General features: G+C 43.6%; 12 protein-coding genes and 2 pseudogenes. 2 read left to right on the forward strand and 12 right to left on the reverse strand.

Annotated features, from left to right (window positions below; all coding sequences use genetic code 11):
• Window positions 1-135 precede the first annotated feature (135 nt).
• Window positions 136-1503 carry an ABC transporter substrate-binding protein gene (locus ACESTK_RS14365; protein WP_294433317.1) on the reverse strand — a complete coding sequence of 456 codons (1368 nt, stop codon included), beginning with the start codon at window positions 1501-1503 and terminating at the stop codon, window positions 136-138.
• 161 nt (window positions 1504-1664) lie between these two features.
• Here ACESTK_RS14365 and ACESTK_RS14370 point away from each other — a divergent pair, with 161 nt between their 5' ends.
• A complete protein-coding gene (locus ACESTK_RS14370; RefSeq protein WP_148463499.1) occupies window positions 1665-2405 on the forward strand; it encodes a helix-turn-helix domain-containing protein in 741 nt (246 codons plus the stop codon).
• On the opposite strand, the pseudogene ACESTK_RS14375 reads toward ACESTK_RS14370, so the two are convergent.
• A pseudogene (locus ACESTK_RS14375) lies at window positions 2387-2506 on the reverse strand (DUF6783 domain-containing protein); the annotation flags it as partial. The gene ACESTK_RS14370 and the pseudogene ACESTK_RS14375 overlap by 19 nt on opposite strands.
• On the opposite strand from ACESTK_RS14375, the pseudogene ACESTK_RS14380 reads away from it, so the two are divergent.
• Window positions 2456-2584, forward strand: a pseudogene (locus tag ACESTK_RS14380) (DUF6783 domain-containing protein). The pseudogenes ACESTK_RS14375 and ACESTK_RS14380 sit on opposite strands and share 51 nt — an antisense overlap.
• Before the next feature lie 118 nt (window positions 2585-2702).
• On the opposite strand, the gene ACESTK_RS14385 reads toward ACESTK_RS14380, so the two are convergent.
• The 10 genes from ACESTK_RS14385 to ACESTK_RS14430 form a co-directional block, all read right to left on the reverse strand.
• Window positions 2703-5546, reverse strand: coding sequence for a GH36-type glycosyl hydrolase domain-containing protein (locus ACESTK_RS14385; protein WP_173769695.1), 2844 nt, complete (start codon window positions 5544-5546; stop codon window positions 2703-2705).
• Between the two features lie 50 nt (window positions 5547-5596).
• On the reverse strand, window positions 5597-8014 hold the full coding sequence (locus ACESTK_RS14390) for a GH36-type glycosyl hydrolase domain-containing protein (protein WP_373120051.1): 2418 nt from the start codon (window positions 8012-8014) through the stop codon (window positions 5597-5599).
• A gap of 155 nt (window positions 8015-8169) precedes the next feature.
• Window positions 8170-8862 carry a 50S ribosomal protein L1 gene (gene rplA, locus ACESTK_RS14395; protein ID WP_118577943.1) on the reverse strand — a complete coding sequence of 231 codons (693 nt, stop codon included), beginning with the start codon at window positions 8860-8862 and terminating at the stop codon, window positions 8170-8172.
• A 56-nt stretch (window positions 8863-8918) separates the two neighbouring features.
• Entirely contained in the window at window positions 8919-9344 is a 426-nt protein-coding gene (gene rplK, locus ACESTK_RS14400; RefSeq protein ID WP_117852954.1) for a 50S ribosomal protein L11, read from the reverse strand.
• Window positions 9345-9412: 68 nt separating this feature from the next.
• Window positions 9413-9928, reverse strand: coding sequence for a transcription termination/antitermination protein NusG (gene nusG / locus ACESTK_RS14405; RefSeq protein ID WP_173718537.1), 516 nt, complete (start codon window positions 9926-9928; stop codon window positions 9413-9415).
• Window positions 9929-9944: 16 nt separating this feature from the next.
• Window positions 9945-10169 (reverse strand): preprotein translocase subunit SecE, encoded by a 225-nt coding sequence (gene secE / locus ACESTK_RS14410; protein WP_173718538.1) that lies wholly within the window; start codon window positions 10167-10169, stop codon window positions 9945-9947.
• A gap of 25 nt (window positions 10170-10194) precedes the next feature.
• Window positions 10195-10344, reverse strand: a complete 150-nt coding sequence (gene rpmG, locus ACESTK_RS14415) for a 50S ribosomal protein L33 (protein WP_117853039.1) — start codon at window positions 10342-10344, stop codon at window positions 10195-10197.
• Window positions 10345-10566: 222 nt separating this feature from the next.
• Window positions 10567-11139, reverse strand: a complete 573-nt coding sequence (locus ACESTK_RS14420; protein WP_227201027.1) for a 4'-phosphopantetheinyl transferase superfamily protein — start codon at window positions 11137-11139, stop codon at window positions 10567-10569.
• A gap of 252 nt (window positions 11140-11391) precedes the next feature.
• Window positions 11392-11694 (reverse strand): STAS domain-containing protein, encoded by a 303-nt coding sequence (locus ACESTK_RS14425; protein ID WP_118577945.1) that lies wholly within the window; start codon window positions 11692-11694, stop codon window positions 11392-11394.
• A gap of 174 nt (window positions 11695-11868) precedes the next feature.
• Window positions 11869-20859: an amino acid adenylation domain-containing protein gene (locus ACESTK_RS14430; RefSeq protein ID WP_373120055.1), complete on the reverse strand. Its 8991-nt coding sequence runs from the start codon at window positions 20857-20859 to the stop codon at window positions 11869-11871.
• Window positions 20860-20868: the final 9 nt, after the last annotated feature.

Consider the following 20868-nt stretch of genomic DNA (forward strand, 5'->3'; position numbering starts at 1 on the left):
GAACAGGAGAGAATCCTATGTTACAGGATCCTCTCCACGTTCCTTATACCAATTTTCAAATGTCACATGGACATTATTTTTTTAATAGTATTCTGCAAGATGTTTTTGCAAACAAAATCCTCAGAACTATCTACATTATTCCGGCCATTTAACCTCAGAGATCTCAGGATAACGCTCTTTAATAGCAGTCTCGAAGTTTGCCTTTGCTTTATCAAAGTCAACATTTCCCTGGAAATAATCACTGAAGGAATTCTGGATCAGTTCTACGCATCCCTGGTCATAGGCAGAAAGCGGAGCAATCTTAATGTTCTCTGCAACAGGTGCAAAATATGCAAATGGGTTCTGTCCGCCAAGGAACTCAGAAGAGAAGTTTGCATCATCTGTAGCAGCCTCTGCCATACCACTCTTTGTATTTGTGAAGTCTGAATAATCCTTAGAAATCTTTAACAGGTTGTCTTTGTCTGCAGTCATAGCAAGGATAATGTCTTTTGCATGCTCTGGATTATCAGTACCTGTTGCTGCATGAATGTAAGAACCGCCCCAATTGTATTCCTGTGGAGGATTTGTAACTGCCCATGAACCTGCATCGCCATCCCAGTTTGGACTTAATGTAAAGTCGATTCCCCATGCCGGGAACAGAAATGCAAATACTTTTGACTGAGAGCCCATAGCTTTGTTCCAGTCATCGTTCCACTGTCCTTTTACAGTCGGGTTAAGGAAACCTGCATCCAGCCACTCTTTTGAATCATTTACCCAATCCATAATCTTCTGGTCAACTGTAATGGTTGTCTCACCAGGCTGTACCCAGGACTGTGTGATGCTGTTTCCATATAAACGGAAGGTATCTGCATAAGAAGCAAATGTGTAGTAACCTTTCTCCTTCAGTTGAGCAGCAGTCTCTTTCATTGTATCCCAGTCTTTTACTTTCTCGCCTACTTCTGCCGGATCATCTGTTCCAAAAACTTCTTTTGCAATATCACGACGGTATACCAGGGTTCCTGGGCAGCACTGCCATGTAGAACCTCTCTGTACTCCGTCAGAGTCAGAAGCAGTTGTTCTTGTGAAATCGTACTGATCTGCAAGATCTGTATCCGGGTCAATTCCAAGATCTGTAAGCGGCATTGCTACATCTGCATCTTTGTCTGTATATTTGAAAACATAATCGGTCTCAGTTAAGAAAATATCTACTTTATCATCATCAGATGCATCAGCCTGATTCAGAAGCGCCTCATCAAGCTTCTGCTGGTAAACACCATCCTGGTTTGGGTTGATGATCCAATGGATCTCAGTTCCGTCTTTTAAGGTTGTAACAGTTCCATCGCTGGAAGTGGACTCAACTTCTGGATAAATAGCCTCCAGACGTGTACGGAACTCATCGTTCCAGGAATAGATGTTAATAACCTTTCCCTCTTCTCCTTCTGCATGTGCTACGGTTGCTGTTGCAGCCATACCGGTAACTGCCATAACAGCTGTAAGTAACATAGATACTGCTCTCTTCTTCATATAAAAGATCCTCCTTTTTTGAGCATTTTCTTAATGCTGTATCTCTTTGGTGCAATAAATATACCATTTTTATTTTTGACATTATATTATTTCTCTTAACAAAATATCAGATTCATGTCATAATATAAAAAATGACACATTTTTGTTTTGGAGGGGATTACATGGCAATATCAAAAGACTGGTACAACACAGAATTTGAAGAAAACGAAACTGAATCCAAGCACAGGCCGCCTTCTGTTGAATATTCCTTTTATACGGCAGTAAAAACCGGAGATATGGAAACTGTCATACAGAACTGTAATGCAGATTCTTTTACGAATCTGGAGGGAACCGGAGTCCTTTCCAGAAACCCTGTCACGAATCTGAAATACCACTTTGTGGTTACAGCTGCGATGCTTACCAGATATTGCATTGACGGAGGAATGGAGGCAGAGCAGGCCTACCGGCTTAGTGACTTTTACATTTTAAAAATGGATTCCTGCACTTCCCTGCGACAGATTGCAGACCTTCACCACACTATGGCAAAGGATTTTACCGGAAAAATGATCCTGCAAAAAAAATTATCCGTACTTTCCAAGCCAGTTATGCAGTGCATTGATTACATCTATGCTCATATAAAGGACCGTATCACCATAGAAGACCTTGCCTGCCACACCGGTCTTTCCCAGAATTATCTATCCAGGGTATTCAAACAAAATCTTGGAATTTCCATCAGTGACTACATAAGGGAGAAAAAAATAGAAAAAGCCACACATCTTCTTCGCTACTCGGACAAAGCAGTAGTTGACATCGCCAATTACCTATCCTTCTCTTCCCAGAGTCACTTTATTCAGGTATTCGAAAATTTCACTGGTCTGACTCCAAAAAAATACAGGGATAGGTATTATAAATCCATGTGGTAAGCTGACCTAGAGCGTGTTTGAAAAAAGCTTTCTGCATGATGTGCGTTACAATTTGTGGAAGATTTTGTCCGGATGAAGGCGCCGTAGCGGGCTACGGCAACTGAATTCGGGCAAAATATACCGCAAAGTGGGGCGTGCAGATTGCGGGAATGATTTTTCAAACAGGCTCTAGCACGTAAGGCTCCTGCAATGCATAATTCTCCGCCTTACATAAAAAGACCGGATATTCAGGAATAACCTTTATTTATGCATTGTTATTCCTGAATATCTGGTCATTTTTCTAATTCTTTATCCAGATTAGTTCAAAATAATATTAATTTCATGTACTTTTTCCAAAGTCAGTTTTTCTATTTCAGAGCGCTTCAGGCGAGCCTGCCTGCCGCCTTCTGCCGACAGCAAAGTACCATCACAAAAGGCTTCTTTTATCTGCACTTTATTCCATTCTTTTTTCTCCCTGTTAAAAATATGAATGGAAAATTTCCTTCCGGCAAATTCTATTTTCAAGGAAGCTTTTCCTTCCTGATCGTACTGCTCAGGCATAAGTGCAGGTGCTATCACCATATCGCCCAGCTGGCCTTTTACTCCAAAAACTTCTGTTATCATGGTCAGCATATACCAGCTTGCAGCTCCGGTCAGATATGCGTATAAGCCTCTTCCCTGATTATCGAAATATTCCGGGATTCCCGGGTACATTTTGCTGCGTTCAAAATCCATTGCAGTATCAAGCAGAGTCTGAAGAACTTTGTATCCTTCTTTGGCGTGACCGGTTTTGTACAATGCATTGGCATACATAACTGCCATATGGGAAAAGACGGCACCATTTTCCTTTTCTCCATATGCAAATCCAAACATTCTTCCCAGGTCAAATTTTTCCTCTTTGAAATCTGTATTCAGGCGGTATCCGCCGGCTTTCCTGTCATACAGATATGCATCTGCACTCCTGCAGATTGCCTGGATCTGTTCCTCTGTAGCGGTACCACTCATGACAGCAAATACCTGTCCGGTAAGCATCATTCGGGTGTTACACTCTGCACCAGCTTTATTGTCGGTTTCATCTGAAACCGCGCTATATTCTACTTTTCTTCCATGATTATCATAATATCCATTAAACCAGCCTTTATCCCCATCCTGGATCCATTCATTTTTCCGAATATTTTCCACGAGCCAGTCTGCTTTTTCTTCCAGATTGCTGCATACCATTTTCAGAGAAAGCACTACTTTATTTCCACTGAGATTATGGGCACTCAAATCAGTATATTGCTTCAAAACCTTCTGTTTTTTCTCAGGGTTTTCATATAACTGTTTTCCACAGGCAAACAGACATTCCATTTCTTCTGCAAGCTCAATCCTGTTAATTCCCTGAACACTCTCTATTTCTCTAAGCACATAAGCGATATCCTTCAAATTTCCGGCATAAGCACAGGTAAAGGCCACACTCTCACCTTTTTCCCAGGCCATGTCTAAGGCATCATTCCAGTCTGCTCCATGCAGACACATTTCATTATGATCTCCCACATCAAAAAATGCGCACAGATTTTGAAGAAGAATATGTTCCAGAACAGTTCCATGATATATTTCATTAGCATCTGTTTTCTGTAAATTACCATAACTGCTGTTCCATTCTTCATCATGAGCTGTTCCGCGTTTTGACTGAAGATCCTTAAAATATGGAATCTTCTCAAATAAAACATCAAGATCCCCGGTCTGATCCAAATAAAGCTTCGTAGTTACAAACGGCCAAAAGCTATGATCCATCCATACACGGGTAATATTATTCCTGTCTGCAATAAATTCTCCCTGACCACTTCCTATAATTGTGGCATTTGTTCCATCAATACGAACACCTCCATAATTATCAATGATCATCTGTCTTACCTCAGATGGCTCCATGATCAACAAGGCAAGGCAATCCTGCCATAAATCGCGCCAGCCGCGTCCCCCTTTTCCATAATCATGATAGGGGAGAAAAGAACATCCATAAATTCTTCTGAGGATTGGCTGGAAACAGATCCATTTCAGATAATTATCCGCATCTTCGCTTCCAGTTTCAAACGCTACATTAACCTTCCGAATCCAGTGTTCTTTTACTTCTTCCAGCATATTCCGTACCTGGGAGCGGGTCCTGCAGCCAGAAGTCAACGACTCTATCCATTTAGAAGCTTTTGCCGGATCTATTGCCTTTTTATCTGTATTCTCCTTTCTTGGGAACTGCTGCTCACCGGCATCTGCAATCCCACATAGTAAAATATAACCAGCTGTTTCCCTTGGTTTCAGTGTTTTCCGGCTGAATCGGATGCCTCCAACAGCCTCTTTTCCCTGAAGTTCTGTTCCAGAGGGTTTTCCGGGCTTATTAATTCTTACTGCCTCTGGATTCAGAAAGGTTCCGCCTTCTCCTATAAACTCCTCCACCGTAGGATAAAATGACTCCGGCTTCTCTCCGTTTTCATCTGAACCGTATACAAAATATGTAGTATTATTTTTCTGATGTCCCCGCTCGTCAAAGGACAAAACCGGGGTTACTTCCACACCATAATCGGTGGTCCGAATTCGGTGGAGAAGGGAGGTAACATGGCGGTGATCTCGAAGATTATCTGCACTTCTTCCATATACTGGAATTGCACCTGTTGGCACAATTTCCACTTTTTTTTCGGAAATATTTGTGATTTCCACATATTCTACTTCCATGTCCCCGGAAATTGTAACAAAAGAAGTTACTTCTGCCTGAAGACCATATTTTTGTGATTTTCGGGAAATCTTCTGCCACATAAAACCAGCTTCCAGTGTGCTTTCGTCCTGCTTATCTGTAAATTTCTGAAATTCCTGTTCTGCGGAATTTCCACAGACAGACCAACAGCCCAGAAGCTTCGGATCTGCTCCAGACAGAGCAGTATCACCTGCTTCTGTGTTTTTATATACCTGACACCAGAAATTTCTGGTATTTCGGTTATTATGCAGGTTTTCAATACTTACAGGCTCAAGAAGGAAATGATTCTGATCTGTTTTGCTGTCACCTCCCAGATTAGGGGTGATACTGGATTTCAGTCCTTTTTCTCCCGCCAGAGGCAGATACAGACCACTATAATTTTCCGGATCATGTATAATAAAGCTTCCGTTTTTATCCTGAAATTCTATATGTTTCATCAATGTTTCTCGCTTTCTGCCTGCGTCCACCCACCAGGCCTACTAAATTTTTACGACAGATACAATTCAACCTCAGTTTCAGCAGTCAGCTTATCCTGTGGAATATAATTATCTTTTAACTCTTCACCGTTTACAGTAAGTTTCTTAAATCCACTCTCTGCATGTCCCGGATTTTGCACTTTAATGTGCAGATGACAGCCGCGGAAATCTTTTTCGACTTCAAATCCATCCCATTCTTTCGGTATGGACGGTGCGATACGAAGACCATAGAAATCAGGACGCATTCCAAGAATGCCTTCCACACATCCTACCATAACAGTAGACGCAGTTCCAGTAAGCCAGTGTACATGAGAACGGCCAAAATTCGGACTTGCTTTCCCCTCTGTAAACTGACCATAGCAATATGGCTCAAGCCTGCGGATCTCCGCCTTATCATTCTGTGCAGCCGGAGCATTTTCCATAAAGTAGCCAAATGCTCTTTCTCCATGTCCCATTAATGCTTCTGCCAAAATGATCCATCCCTGTGACTGGGAAAAAATTCCTGCATTTTCTTTTGTTCCTGCATTATAAATTACAGCCAGTGCGCCGTCAAAAGCATGTGCGTGATATGGGGGATCCATGAGAATAGCACCATACTCTGTATTCAGTCTTTCATAAACCTGCTCAAGTGCCAGTTCTGACTGCGCCTTTGTTGCAAGCCCACTGATCACAGCCCAGCTCTGGGGATTCAGCCACATATTTGCTTCCGGATCTGTACGCTGTCCGATTATTTCTCCTGCTTCTGTAAAACCGCGGATAAACCGGTCTTCATTCCAGCAAAGCTTTTCAATCAGTTCCCCAAGCTTTTCCTGGCTTTTTTCCAGATATGAGATATATTCTTCATCTTTTTCGTAAGCCGCAAACTCCTTCAAAATGGTCATTGCATAATAAAACTGCAAAGCTACAAAAGTAGATTCTCCATCTTTTCCAAGCCTCAGGCAGTCGTTCCAATCTGCATAAAGTCCCGCCGGCATTCCATGTTTTCCAAGATGTTCCATCGAGAACTGGATCGCACGTTTCAGATGCTCATATACTGTTCCTTCATCTTTATTGGCAAATGGGATTACCTCATCAATAAAATCTACATTTCCTGTCTCTGACACATACTTATATACAGTTGGAAAAAGCCATAGAGCATCGTCAGCACGATATGCCGGATGCCCTGTTTCCTGTACATAAGAAGCATCGTCCGGCGTATCCTCATGTCCTGGATTGTGGGTGAATTTAACAAGAGGCAGACCACCACCATTATCTACCTGGGCAGACAACATAAAACGGATCTTATCCGCTGCCATTTCAGGTGCCAGATGGATCACGCCCTGAATATCCTGCACAGTGTCGCGGTATCCATATCCATTGCGCAGACCGCAGTAAGTAAAGGATGCTGCTCTGGACCAGATAAAAGTCATAAAACAGTTGTAAGCGTTCCATGTGTTGATCATGGTATTAAATTCATTACTTGGAGTTTTTATCTGAAAATGTGAAAGCTGTCCATGCCAGTAACTGATCAGTTCTTCCAGTTCCCTTTCGCAAACCTGCTGGCAATTTTGGTCATAACGCGCAACAATCGCTTCTGCCTCGTCATTTTTTTTCATACCTACAAGAAAAGCCATCTCTTTCTTTTCTCCCGGGGCAAGCTTTAACACTGCTGTCAATGCACCACAGCTGTTTTCATTATAATTTCCCTCACAATTAAGCTTGCCGTCAATTACTCCTACCGGGTTTCCATAACCGTGATATCTCCCCAGAAATGCTTCTTTTTCACCGCACCAGGAATCCACTGGCACGCCGGCCAGACCCAGGAACCGATTTGTCACATCTTTGTTATCTACCTTTTCCCCTTCATCAAGACGATCCAGATTTGCATGGATCATCTGGCGTACACGGTTTCCTCTGAAAACAGTTTTGGTAATATACTGGGAATACTGCAGATTTACCTGATCCTGCTCATAGTTGCTGTTGTTGGTAAATTCCGCATATCCGGTTACATTAATTTCTCTTTCCTTATCAGAACAGTTCTCCACACAAAGGCTCCACACCTCATAAGACTGTCCCAGGGGTACATAATACCTAACCTCAGAATGAATACCGCTGTAATCTGCCATCATCCTGGTATAAGCAGTACCGTGGTGACATTCACTTTTATATTTTTCAAGATCCTTTCCTACAGGCTGCCATGACGCTGACCAAAAATCTTTCGTTTCATTGTCCCTCAGATAAATATATCTTCCCGGCTCGTCAAACTGATTAAAAACATAACGTAAAATTCTTCCGTTAGCCCCAGACTTTACAAAGCTGTATCCGCCTGCATTATTGGACACAATGGCACCATACTCAGGATCTCCCAGATAGTTTACCCAAGGCGCTGGTGTATCTGGTCTGGTAATCACATATTCTCGTTTCTTATCATCAAAATATCCATATTTCATCCCTGCACACTCCTCCTGGTCTTTATATTGACCCGATTTTCCCATATGATATCTCATATGATAAAAAACATATACCAAAACTCACTATAAAATATCAAAATTATGACATGAAAAAAAGCACCCACCTCGCGGTGAGTGCTCTTCATTTTCATCTATTAAGCTAACTTGATCGGGTTGATCTTCACTCCAGGACCCATTGTCGGAGCAATAACAACGCTCTTTAAATACTGTCCTTTCAGTGTGCTAGGTCTAGCCTTTACAATAGCTCCAATCAGCGTCTGGAAGTTGTCGCTTAACTGCTCCTCAGTAAAGGAAGCTTTACCGATCGGCACATGGATAATGTTTGATTTGTCAAGACGATACTCAATCTTACCAGCTTTGATATCATTGATAGCCTTTGTAACATCCATAGTTACAGTACCAGCCTTCGGGTTAGGCATTAAACCTTTCGGTCCAAGTACACGACCAAGACGTCCAACAACACCCATCATATCCGGAGTTGCTACAACAACGTCGAAGTCAAGCCATCCCTCATTCTGGATCTTCGGAATAAGGTCCTCAGCGCCAACGAAATCAGCACCTGCAGCCTTAGCTTCCTCAGCTTTTGCATCCTTAGCGAATACAAGAACGCGAACAGTTTTACCTGTACCATGTGGCAGAACTACTGCACCACGGATCTGCTGATCTGCATGACGTCCATCGCAGCCTGTGCGGATATGAACTTCGATAGTCTCGTCAAATTTGGCAACAGCAGCTTTTTTAACTAAGCTGATAGCTTCATTAGTATCGTATAATGTTGCGCGGTCAACTGCCTTAGCAGCCTCCACGTATTTCTTTCCTCGTTTCATTTCTATAACCTCCTGTGGTATTTGCGGGGAAAAGCCCTCCCACTTACTATTTGTGATTAATCAACTACTTCAATTCCCATACTTCTTGCAGTACCAGCAATCATGCTTGCTGCTGCTTCGATGGATGCTGCATTTAAGTCTTTCATCTTAAGCTGAGCGATCTCCTCAACCTGAGCTTTTGTAACTTTAGCAACTTTTGTTTTGTTCGGTACGCCGGAACCGGATTTGATGTTTGCAGCTTTCTTAAGAAGAACTGCAGCCGGCGGAGTTTTGGTTATGAAGCTGAAACTTCTATCTGCATAAACAGTGATTACTACAGGAATGATCATACCATCCTGATCTGCTGTTCTCGCATTGAACTCTTTTGTAAACTGAACGATATTTACACCGTGCTGTCCAAGAGCCGGACCTACAGGTGGTGCTGGAGTTGCTTTACCAGCGGGAATCTGTAATTTGATATATCCTGTTACTTTCTTTGCCATTTTCGGCACCTCCTATGTGGTATTGGCGGGGGTATGTCCCTCCCACGATATTGTGTTACCTTTGTCTGTTACATTTTCTGAACTTCTGCGAAACTGATTACAACCGGTGTTTCGCGTCCAAACATCTCTACATTGATCGTTACAAGCTGCTTCTGCGGATTGATGGCAGTCACAACGCCTGTAGTCTCTTTCCAGGCTCCGCCTGTTACAACAACGGTATCGCCCTCGACGAAATCAACGCGGACAGTCTCATCTTTGATGCCCAGCGGCTTCATTTCCTCTTCTGTGAGCGGTACAGGCTTGGATCCCGGACCAACAAACCCAGTCACTCCACGGGTATTCCGGACAACATACCAGGTATCGTCGTTCATGACCATGTTGATAAGAACATAGCTTGGGAACATTTTTCTCTGGACCTGCTTGGAAACACCATTACGCATCTCCACAACGTCTTCCAGAGGAACCCGTACTTCCAGAATCTGATCCTCAAGATGTCGGTTTTCAATTGTCTTCTCAATGTTGGCCTTTACCTTGTTCTCATAACCGGAATAGGTATGGACAACGTACCATTTTGCTTCTGACATACAATCACCTTTGTCCTTATTTGATTAAAAGATTAATGCATTCCAGAATGCCTGCATCCATCACACTGATGATCACACCGAGAATTACGGTTATGACAATAACAACAACTGACTGTTTCATCAGTGTATCGCGGTCTGTCCAGACAATTTTGTTGAACTCTGCCTTCAGCCCCTGGAACCAGGATTTCTTCGGCTCCTTAGCCTTGGCGGTCTTGCCTGCAGATTTTTCTTTTTCTTGCATAGCCTAACCTCACAATCTAAAGTGACTATTTTGTTTCCTTGTGCATTGTGTGTCTCTGGCAGAACTTACAATATTTCTTGGTTTCCATTCTCTCAGGATGGTTCTTTTTCTCCTTGGTCATATTGTAGTTACGCTGCTTGCACTCTGTACATGCTAATGTAATCCTAACGCGCACAACTTCCACCTCCAGTGTTTTCATTTGCATGGTCTTAAATCAGCCTTTTCGGTGTATCCGCCACCGTTTTTCGGCATAAAAAAAAGACCTAACTTCCATGTCGCTTGTACAGTTTACCACACAGCGGACATATCCGTCAAGTCTTTTGCATATAATTCTTAAGGATTTTTTGACTAAAAATAAGCTCCAATCCATGCTGGATAGCAGCAAAAGGCAGTAGTGTCACAGAAGCTCTGTAAAGCCCTTGGGCGGCAAAGAAAAATCACTTTCCATGCACACTGAGAAAATATAATTCTCAAATTCCATTGTCCTGAAAAAGCCTGGTCTTTTCGGTGATTTTCCCAGAACAAAGCCCTGATCTTTTCGAATGATCTCGAAAGAATCAAGCGGAAGGCTCATCCCCCTGCCTGTCATTTTCATATAACTTTCCTTTAAGGTCCAAAGTGTAAAAAAAGCTTTGCCCGGGTCAGAAGCAGCTTCTATATATTCCCGCTCTGTCGAATGGAAATAATGCTCCGCAATTTCCAGAGGCGCATTGACATTCCGCTCAATGTCGCATCCCACTTCATCATCCGACACCACTCCCACCACATAGTCTCCGGCATGGGAGATATTAAAATGGAGATGATCCGCCACAGGCTTCCCATTTTCGGAATATTTCAGGCTGCTTTCGGAAAGTCCGTTCCCATTCAGGATCTTCCGGATCATAATTCCTGCGCCCAGACTCCTTTTTCGGTCATCCGGCTGAAGATACCGGATGACCTTCTTTCTTCTCTCTGGTCCAACTTGTTCCAAAAGACTTTCATTCTGCAAGGGATCCTCAAGAGTATTGATATTGATTCTATATAATTTTATCATTTCTTACTATAAAAAGCACCGGGTAGCAACTGTAGATTCCCCAGGCCTGCTCCAGACAGGTTGCTGTTCACTTCGCTTACAGCAATACGCAGCAATTCTCGAGTTTTCTGTGAACTTTTTGTCCAAAAAGCACCTCGCGGAATGTTGCCTGTGACATGCAATGCGCTTCGCCATGCACGAATTCAGCCTTTATTTCTTCTCAATATTAATCTTCTGATCAAATCCGGTAAGGCTGAAAACATCGTACACTTCATCAGAAACATTTACAATCCTGAAGCCTTCCTTGCCTGCCATCTTCTTATAAGCGGCGATTACCAGACGAAGTCCGGCAGAAGAGATATATTCCAGGTTTGCAAAGTCAAATACCAGGCTGGTTGTACCAGGATCAAGTGCTGACAGCTCCTTTTCCAGCTGCGGTGCAGTCTGGGTGTCAAGCCATCCTGTGATCTCCATAGTTACCTTGCTGCCCTCTGTCTTACTTACAATTTCCATTACAATTTCCTCCTTTAAGTTACAGGAAACACGCTCAACGGGTTTCCGGGGTTATCACGCAGCGGGCCCAGGAGGGGACTTCCAACACGAGCTCCCACCCTGCCCACTGAGTAAACCAGTTACTGTCCAGCTGTATGTAAAACTTCATCTGTGGGCAGTAACTTTGTTCCATCATCAATCAAAAAATGCAAGTCTGTCAAGTGCCTCAATAGCGCTTTCCAGATATCTGTCATCTGTAACCGGCCATTTGTAATCCAGTCTGTAAAGAACCTGTGCTGTAAACCGGTTGCTGTAATCCAGGGTATAAATCTCATTTTCATTATGAGCCGTATACGCGATCAGTCCGGAAACAACATCCGAATCATCACTGTTCTTTGCAAATTCTTTTACTGCAGCCTCAAACTCTTCATCACTTACAATGTCAATGTCAAATCCATGGCTCCGCATTGCATAGATCAGATCCGCCATATAGATATGATGGCTGTTGCAGGCGTGAAATACGGTAAATCTCCGGTCTGTCTGCACCAGTTTCAACACTGCAAGTGCAGTAGAATCAATTGGTGAAAATTCTGTAACTTCGTGCATAGCCCCAATTGGGAATTTACCAACTGCCTCATATCCTCTCAGGCTTCGCAGGAATCCGTTTGTAATAAAGTTGATCTGGAATTCACCATCTGAATTTCGGCTCATCAGATTTCCTACACGGATAACCTTTCCGTCAAGCCCACTGGAAACAGCTTCCAGTACAGCTCTCTCTGCAAGGAATTTTGTGCGGATATATTCATTTGTGATGTTCTGTCCAATATACAGATCGTTTTCATTAAAGACTCTGGACATTGGCGGAACACCATCGGAACCTTCTCCGGCAACAGAAACAGTAGAAATCTGGATCAGTCTGCGTCCACTATTTTTACAGAATTCAATCAGATTTTCCACTCCGTGTACATTTATCTTCTCCAGTACATCACCAGCTGCAAAATGCTTTACGCAGGCTGCGCAGTTAATAATGGTGTTAAATTTGTAATCTGCAAATTTCTCCACCTGTTCTTTCGAGGTAATATCGCCATCCACACAGATAATACGCTCTCCAAACAGTTCCTGGCACGGATTATCGAAGTAATACATCAACATATGCATCATTCGTTTCTCCATGGACTCATATTTACCCTTACGTACCAGACAGTAAACCTTACCGTCATAATTATCCAGGTAAGCCTTCAGAACATGAATTCCCAGGAAGCCGGTTGCACCCGTGATCATGATATCACCAATTTCTTCCTTTGTCACCTGGTTTACGTTTTCTTCCACATTTCCGCTGATCACGCTCTGAATCCGGTTATAATTGTAGCTGGAGAATTCGTTCTCACTCTGCGGATTTTCAAATGCCTCACTGTTATCCACGATTGCAGAAAGCTCACGGATGGTCGGATATTTGAAAATGTCTGCATATACAATGGAAATATTCTTGGAAAGGCACATAACAGCAACTTTTGATGCAGTAAGTGAGGAGCCTCCAAGTTCGAAGAAGTTATCCTCAATTCCTACTCTTTCAATGCCAAGTGCTTTTTCAAATATCTCGCAAAGTTTAATCTGGACAGCGGTAACAGGCTCCACATAGGCTGTGCTTGCTGTGGTGGTTACTTCTGGTACCGGAAGCGCCTTTTTGTCTATCTTTCCGCCAGGAGTCACCGGCATTTTCTCAAGATGGACAAAGAAGGATGGCATCATGTAATCCGGAATCAGCGGGTTCAGGAACAGTTTCAGCTCATCTTCCGGAATGATTTCACCAGTATAATAAGCTGTGATATATTTGTTTCCGCCTTTTTCGATCACTATAACAGCAGCATTCTTCACCTTATCGTGCTTCAGAAGAGCTCCTTCGATCTCACCAAGTTCAATACGATATCCTCTTATCTTTACCTGGGAATCGATTCTTCCGATATATTCAATATTTCCGTCACCTTTCATGCGGACCATATCACCGGTTCTGTAAAGACGTTTGTCCTCGTCACATACGGAGAACGGATTTTCCACAAATACGGAAGCCGTCTTCTCAGGAAGATTGTGATATCCTCTTGCAATCTGACGTCCGGCATGGCAAAGCTCACCAGAAGCGCCTACCGGAAGCCGTTTCATATTTTCGTCCACAATGTAGCTGCGGATATTCCGCTGTGACTTACCGATCGGGATGTTGTCGTACTGTTTGTCAACCCAGAACTCTGTGGAGGAAACAGTATTCTCCGTTGGACCGTAGCCATTGATCATCTGGTAAGTTCTATCCCGGTAATATTTGAACTTCTCACCACCCAGGGTGACAAATTTCAGGCTCGGAGCATCGTCAAGAAGCTCTGCAACCAACTCGCCCATCTGGGTTGGGAAGGTAGCTGTGGTAATTTTTTCTTCTTTTATAAATTTTCCAACAGCAACTGCATCTTTTCGTATGCTCTCTGGCAAAATGTACAGTACCGCGCCTGCAGTAAGCGGAGCAAACAGGTCGATCACGGATGCATCGAAGCAGAAGCTTGCAAACTCTGCCACAATATCATCTGGTGTCAGTTTTCTTGTCATAAGGATATACTCGATCAGGTTCAGCAGGTTCCGCTGTTCAAGCATAACACCTTTTGGTTTTCCGGTGGAACCGGAGGTGTAGATCATATAAGCCAGGTTCTCTGGTTTCGGAGCTGTGAGCTCTACAGAAAGTGCAAAGTCTTTGGATTCTGCTGCCACGTCATCCAGGCTGATCACATTCTGGTCGTAGAAGCCTACCAGACTGCGGTAACGGTCTATTACAAGCAGGTTTTCTGCCTCGGAATCCTTCAGCATGTACTCAATTCTACTCTGCGGATATTCCGGATCCAATGGAACATACGCACCGCCGGCTTTCATAACACCGATATAAGCTACGGCATATTCCTTTGTTCTTCCGCACAGAATACCTGCAACCTTTTCCCTGCCAAAGCCATTTTCCGTAAGCTTCTGAGCAACATAATCTGACATATGGTCCAGTTCTTTATAGGTAAGCTCGCCCATTCCGTCTTTTACCGCCGGTCTGTCCGGATATTTTGCAACAGTTTCCCTGAACAGGTCTACAAAGGTCTTTCCGGCATGGGAAGGATCATCTTCCATTTTGGTTTCTTCCTCAAACATCAGTCTGATGTCTGCCGGCTCGTATTCTCTCAGGATTCCATCTGCCGTTGTTTCCAGGTTATCTGCAAGGTATTTGATGGTTTCCTCGTTGTACATGTCGCCTCTGTACTCAATCTCAAAGACAAACTTATTTCTCTCAATTGAAATACTGATGGAAACAGGTGCCTTTGCCGCATTCAGCTGAACAGGTTCTTCCTGCGCATATTCCCCGCCGATATTATCAAAGGCGAAGTTGTCGCCCTGATAGATCACCATGGCATCTGCCTTGATGTTGAACTCATGGCTGATCTGGGAGAACGGATAAATATCGTTGTTCATGGAATTAATCAGCTGCTGCTGGACAGCATTCAGGCAATCCGCAGTGCTTCCTGAGAAATCACAGTAAACGGGAAGAGTCTTTACCAGCATACCCACGGTATCGGAAAGTCTGGAATCGTTTCTGCCGTGGTAAATAGTGGTAAATACCGCATCCTTCCTGAAATTGTATTTTCCAAGAGTAATACCAAAAGCAGAGATAAAGAATACATTCTCTGTAATTCCGTGCTTCTTACAGAATGCCTTCACGTCCTGTACGGAGAACTCACTGGTCTCACGATGATACATCTCTGCGGTTGGAGCTGCTCCGCTCTTGTCTGGATAGAAGTTGATGCTTCCGCCCGCATTTTCAAAAACGGATTTATAGTAGTTCTCTGCATTCTTATAAGCATCACTTGCCAGAGCATCCCTGTTATCAAGGGCCAGATCATAGGAAGTATACTCTTCCACTTCCAGCTTTTCTCCGCTGTAAGCCCTGTTAATGTCGTTCAGGATAATGCCCAGGGAGGTACCATCTGCAACAATATGATGAATGTCAAGGAACAGATAATTTCCATCACAGGTTCTGTGAATCTCAAAGCGGAAAAGCTGTTCATTAAACAGCATGTACGGACGAACCAGAGTTTCCCGGTTCATTCCATTTATAATCTGCGTCTTATAAGTGAAAGCATCATTACGTTTCTGAAGGACTTCTCCTTCGTCGCTCATAAAGAGACGGGTTTTCAGGTAAGGATGAGCTGCAACGGTGCTGTCAATTGCTTCTGCCAGCTTATCCAGGTCAACCTTTTTGTCAAGCTTCAGAAGATATGGAATGTTGTAAATGGTGGATCCCATATTGGCTGTACACTCGATGAAAATTCCCTCCTGAGTATTGGTGAGAGGATAATTTTCCTGGATTTCCCTCTTGGTTTCTTTTCCGGCAGTCTTCACAAAGCTCTCTAACATCTGAATGGTTGGGTGATCCTTGATGTCAGATGTTTTTATCACAATGTCAAAAGCTTTGGAAATAAGGATATTCAGCTTAATAGCAGTGATAGAGGTCAGTCCTGCCTCGTAAATATCTGTGGTAATGCCGAATTCGGTATAGCCAAGAACCTCAGCAATACAGTCAAACAGCTTCTGCTGAGTCTCATTCTCCGGTTTCACGATTTCTTCCACTTTTCGCTCTGGCAGTGGAAGGGCTTTTTTGTTTACCTTCTGATTCTGGTTCAGCGGGATCTTGTCGATCTGCATGGTAACTGCCGGAACCATGTATGGAGGCTTGGTTTCTTTGATGAAATCATTTAACTTATTTATGTCAACCTGACTGTCAGATACTACATAAGCTGCAATGTATTTTCCACCGCCATTAGGATCATCAAAAGCTACTACGGTCGCATCCTTTATACCTTCATATCTTCTTATGACCTCCTCAACCTCGGAAAGCTCAATTCGAAAGCCTCTGACCTTAACCTGGGAGTCTTTTCTTCCAATGATCTGGATATTTCCATCTGGAAGATATCTGGCAACATCACCGGAATGATACAGGACTTCATAGCCTTCTGCATCGTCATAAATATTTTTTGTATAAACTTCCGAAGTTTTCTCTGGTTTATTCAGATAGCCTCTGGAAACCTGCCATCCGGATATCATCAGTTCACCGCAAGCACCGTATGGAAGCAAATGGCCAAACTTATCGGCTATATAAAGCTTAAAGTTATCAAGTGCCTTTCCAATTGGAATGTTGGAGTAGTACTTATCTACTTCAAATATAGTTGTAAAAATTGTACACTCTGTAGGGCCATAAGCATTAAAGAATCTATAATCCTTCGGCGGCTCCATAGGAACAAGCTTCTCTCCGCCTATGGAAAGATATTGCAGGCTCTCGCAGCTCATTTCCATTGCAAACTGTCTTCCCACCTGTGTAGTCATAAAGGAATGGGTAACGCCATTCTCTTCAAAATAACGCTGAAGTGCAATGAAATCAAGGCGGATTTCTTCCGGAATAATGTGAAGCTCTGCACCGTTTGCAATTGCACCGTAAATGTCCATCATGGAAGCATCAAAACCAAAGGACGCATAAGCTGCTATTTTGGAGCTGTGATCTACCTGGTAATACTTTTTGTACCAGTGGCAGAATGCAGTGATATTTCCATATTCCAGCATACAGCCTTTCGGCACGCCGGTGGAGCCGGAAGTGTACAGTAAAATAAACAGATCATGAAGCTCTGGCTTCTTAAGTTCCACATCACGCTCTTCCAGCTGTGGGATCTCATCTGTAAATAAAACAGGTCCCTGATAGCCGTCTACCAGCGGCAGAAGCTCTCTGTCTGCGATCAAAAGCTTAGCAGCAGAATCCTCCAGCATGTACATCAGGCGGTCTTTCGGGTAAGTAGGGTCAAGAGGCTGGTATGCCGCACCGGCTTTGATCACGCCCATTGGTGCGATGGCCATGTATTCGCAGCGGGGGATCAGAATGGAGACTACATCCTCCCTGCCGATTCCCTGGGATGCAATATATTTTCCAAGTCTGTTGCTGAGCTCGTCCAGTTCTTTGTATGTATATTTCCGGTCTTTAAATACCACTGCGGTGTGGTCTGGAATGGTCTCTGCCAATTCAGCGAACATGTCAGAAATGGTTTTGCTTCTGTCAAATTCGTTTTCTGTATGATTGAATTCTGCGATCTTGTTTACCCCACTCTGAGAGATCACAGAGATTTCAGAAACATATTTTGTTTTCAGCATGGAGCTCATGGCAGCTTCATAGGAATCCAGGATTCCGTCAATAAAGGCCTGGCTGTACATGTCGCTGCGGTATTCTGCTGTAAGCACATAAGTGTGGTTGTACTCTCTTACCTGGATCAGCAGAGGCATTTTGGCCATATCCAGGGAAAGGTCGTGGCCTCTGGCAATGGTGTCTCCAATTGGATAATCGTCGCTTAACTCTGCCTGGTATGCAAAGGTAAGATCCGAATTCAGCCCGTATTTTGCACAAATATCGGAAAATGGGAAAATATCGTTTGCCATGGAGGACAGCATCTGCTCGGAAAGCTCTGCCATATACGCCTGTACGGTGGTCTTCGGGTCGAATTTGCAATAAACAGGAAGGGTTTTTACCAGCATGCAGACTGTGTTTTCAAGCCTGGAATCGTTTCGTCCATTATAAATAGTAGAAAACAGACTGTCCTCTGCATTGGAGTATTTTGCCATAAGGATGCCGAACAGACCTGTAAATAAAATATTCGGGGTAACACCCAGCTTCTCGCAATAGGAAAGAATGGCCTCTTCTTTCAGGCCCATGGTCTTCTCCAGATAACCTTTTTCAGGAGCTTTTCCATTCAGGTCTGGCATAGGGAGGGTTTCCGTTTCAATTCCTTCAAAAATACTGTCATAATATTTCTCAGCTTTTTTGTATTTGCCCTCTTTCATCTGCTGTTCTTCGTCAAGGGCCGCATCAAATCCGGTATAGGACTCTTTTTCCAGTTTTTCACCCATATAGGCCTTATTGATATCCTCGAAAATGATATCATAGGAGTTGCCGTCAGCAATAATATGGTGGAAATCAGTAAAGAGGTATTTCTTATCTTCTGTCACATAAATTGCCACACGAAGGAGACGTCCCTTTTCCAGCTTAAACGGACGTACAAGGCTTTCCTTCTGGCTGGCAAATTTCTCATTTGTGGTCTCGATCACTTCCGGCACAAATGTCTCATTTCCAGGGCGCTGTACCATCTCCCCATTATCGTCAAGATATACCTGTGTAAGCAGATAGGAATGGGCGCTTACCATTCTGGCAATTGCATCGGATAATTTCCGGGTATCCACTGTTGGATCCAGTTCAAAAAGGAAGGGGATATTGTATACGGTACTCTCAGGATTTTTGCTGCATTCTGCAAAAATACCCTTCTGGGAACCGGTAAGAGGATAAACCTCTCTCTTTTCGTAGGTTCTGAGTTTCGGCGCCAGCATGACATATTTTTCCAGCTTCTCCACGGTATTGTTCTCGTGGATATCGCTTGTTTTTACGGTAACACCAAATTCCTCTGAGATCAGGACACAGAGCTTCATTGCACTGATGGAGGAAAGGCCGGCCTTATAAAAACTGGTGTCGATTCCGAAGAAGTCGTTTTCTACTACTTGGACCACAATGTCAAAAATCTTCTTCTGCATTGGATTTTCCGGCTCTTTCAGGTTTCTGGGCTGCGCCACCGGCTTGGGCAATGCTTTTTTGTCAATTTTGCCATTCTGTGTTAAAGGCATTTTTTCCAGCTGGATGAAAACATCCGGAACCATGTAATGAGCCAGGGATTCTGACGCATAAGCGGTAAGCGCTTCAACATTGATCTGGCGGTCTGCCATAAAGTAGCAGCAAAGATATTTATTATCCACCGGTACTGTAATACTGGTGATGATTCCTTCGAAGCTGTTAACAACCTCCTCGATCTCACCAAGCTCGATTCTGAGACCGCGAAGCTTGATCTGATTGTCAATTCTTCCGAAAAATTCGATCTCGCCATCTGGAGTGATCTTTGCAAGATCGCCTGTTTTATAGGCTCTTTCTCCGTTGAGAGTGATGAAAACTTCTGCTGTTTTCTCCGGCAGATTGATGTAGCCACGACCTACTCCAAGACCTGCAATTACAAGCTCTCCGGTCTCTCCGTCCGGAAGGATCCTGTTCTCTTTGTCAACCACATAAACCTGAACATTGCCGTTTGGCTCTCCGATGGTAATGTTTTTGCTGTCGGTGATCACCTTCATGGTACAGCTGATGGTAGTCTCGGTTGGTCCATAGCCGTTCATAATATAAGCATCCGGGTTTACTGCGTGAATCTTGTCAAAAAGTGCAGGCGGGAATGCTTCTGCTCCTACGTCAAATACCTTGATCTGGGCAGCTGCTTCCTGAAGCTGGGGCAGATCGATCATATTGGAAAGATAGGTAGGAGTTGTGGTCATAATATCCACTTTATTTTTTACAATTAAATCTCCAAGCATAATGGGATTCAGGATCTCTTCATCGCTTGCGATCACTGCAGTCATTCCATTGGTGAGAGGGAGAAATTCCTCCAGTACCGAAACATCAAATGTCATGGCTGCCATGGAAAGGGAAACGCTTCCCCTGCTTACATAGCCATAGGTTTCCGCATTCTTTGGATTAGGATTTACAAAATTGGCAAGGTTGATATGCTCGATCATAACACCTTTTGGTTTTCCCGTGGAACCGGAGGTGTAAATACAGTAGCAAAGATCATGTTCCTTAATCCTGGTATCCGGGTTCCCGGCATTTGGATTTTCCAGCAATTCTTCAAGCAGAAGCACCGTACAGGAAAGCCTGGAAAACAGCTCCTGGCGGTCCTTCGCGATTTCCTTTGTGGTGATAATAAAGGGAACTCCTGCATCTTCAAAAATGAACTGCACACGGTCATCGGGATAATCCGGGGCTGCGACAGCAAATGCACCACCAGCCTTCAAAATACCCTGACGGACTGCGTAAAAGTCACAGCAGCGCTCCAGTACCACACCTACGATTTTTTCACAGCCAACGCCTTTTTCAATAAGAGAATTCGCAATTCTGTTTGCTCTTTCATTCAGCTGTGCGTAGGTAAAGCTTTCCTTGCTGGAAGCTACAGCACATTTGTCAGGATGAAGCCGCACCTGCTCTTCAAACAGCTTTGTCACAGGCTGAAATTCAAAAACAAAATTGCTCTTTTCGTTAATGTCAGACATTTCCTGCAC

The organism is Ruminococcus sp. Marseille-P328, from assembly GCF_964249465.1.
GTDB lineage: Bacteria > Bacillota > Clostridia > Lachnospirales > Lachnospiraceae > Blautia_A > Blautia_A faecis.

What these genes read in the sequence shown, in the direction of transcription:
- secE (WP_173718538.1), bottom strand. Translation starts at nt 10,169, where the DNA reads ATGCAAGAAAAAGAAAAATCTGCAGGCAAGACCGCCAAGGCTAAGGAG.
- rplA (WP_118577943.1), bottom strand. Translation starts at nt 8,862, where the DNA reads ATGAAACGAGGAAAGAAATACGTGGAGGCTGCTAAGGCAGTTGACCGC.
- ACESTK_RS14370 (WP_148463499.1), top strand. Translation starts at nt 1,665, where the DNA reads ATGGCAATATCAAAAGACTGGTACAACACAGAATTTGAAGAAAACGAA.
- ACESTK_RS14385 (WP_173769695.1), bottom strand. Translation starts at nt 5,546, where the DNA reads ATGAAACATATAGAATTTCAGGATAAAAACGGAAGCTTTATTATACAT.
- nusG (WP_173718537.1), bottom strand. Translation starts at nt 9,928, where the DNA reads ATGTCAGAAGCAAAATGGTACGTTGTCCATACCTATTCCGGTTATGAG.
- ACESTK_RS14430 (WP_373120055.1), bottom strand. Translation starts at nt 20,859, where the DNA reads ATGTCTGACATTAACGAAAAGAGCAATTTTGTTTTTGAATTTCAGCCT.
- ACESTK_RS14365 (WP_294433317.1), bottom strand. Translation starts at nt 1,503, where the DNA reads ATGAAGAAGAGAGCAGTATCTATGTTACTTACAGCTGTTATGGCAGTT.
- ACESTK_RS14390 (WP_373120051.1), bottom strand. Translation starts at nt 8,014, where the DNA reads ATGAAATATGGATATTTTGATGATAAGAAACGAGAATATGTGATTACC.
- rplK (WP_117852954.1), bottom strand. Translation starts at nt 9,344, where the DNA reads ATGGCAAAGAAAGTAACAGGATATATCAAATTACAGATTCCCGCTGGT.
- ACESTK_RS14425 (WP_118577945.1), bottom strand. Translation starts at nt 11,694, where the DNA reads ATGGAAATTGTAAGTAAGACAGAGGGCAGCAAGGTAACTATGGAGATC.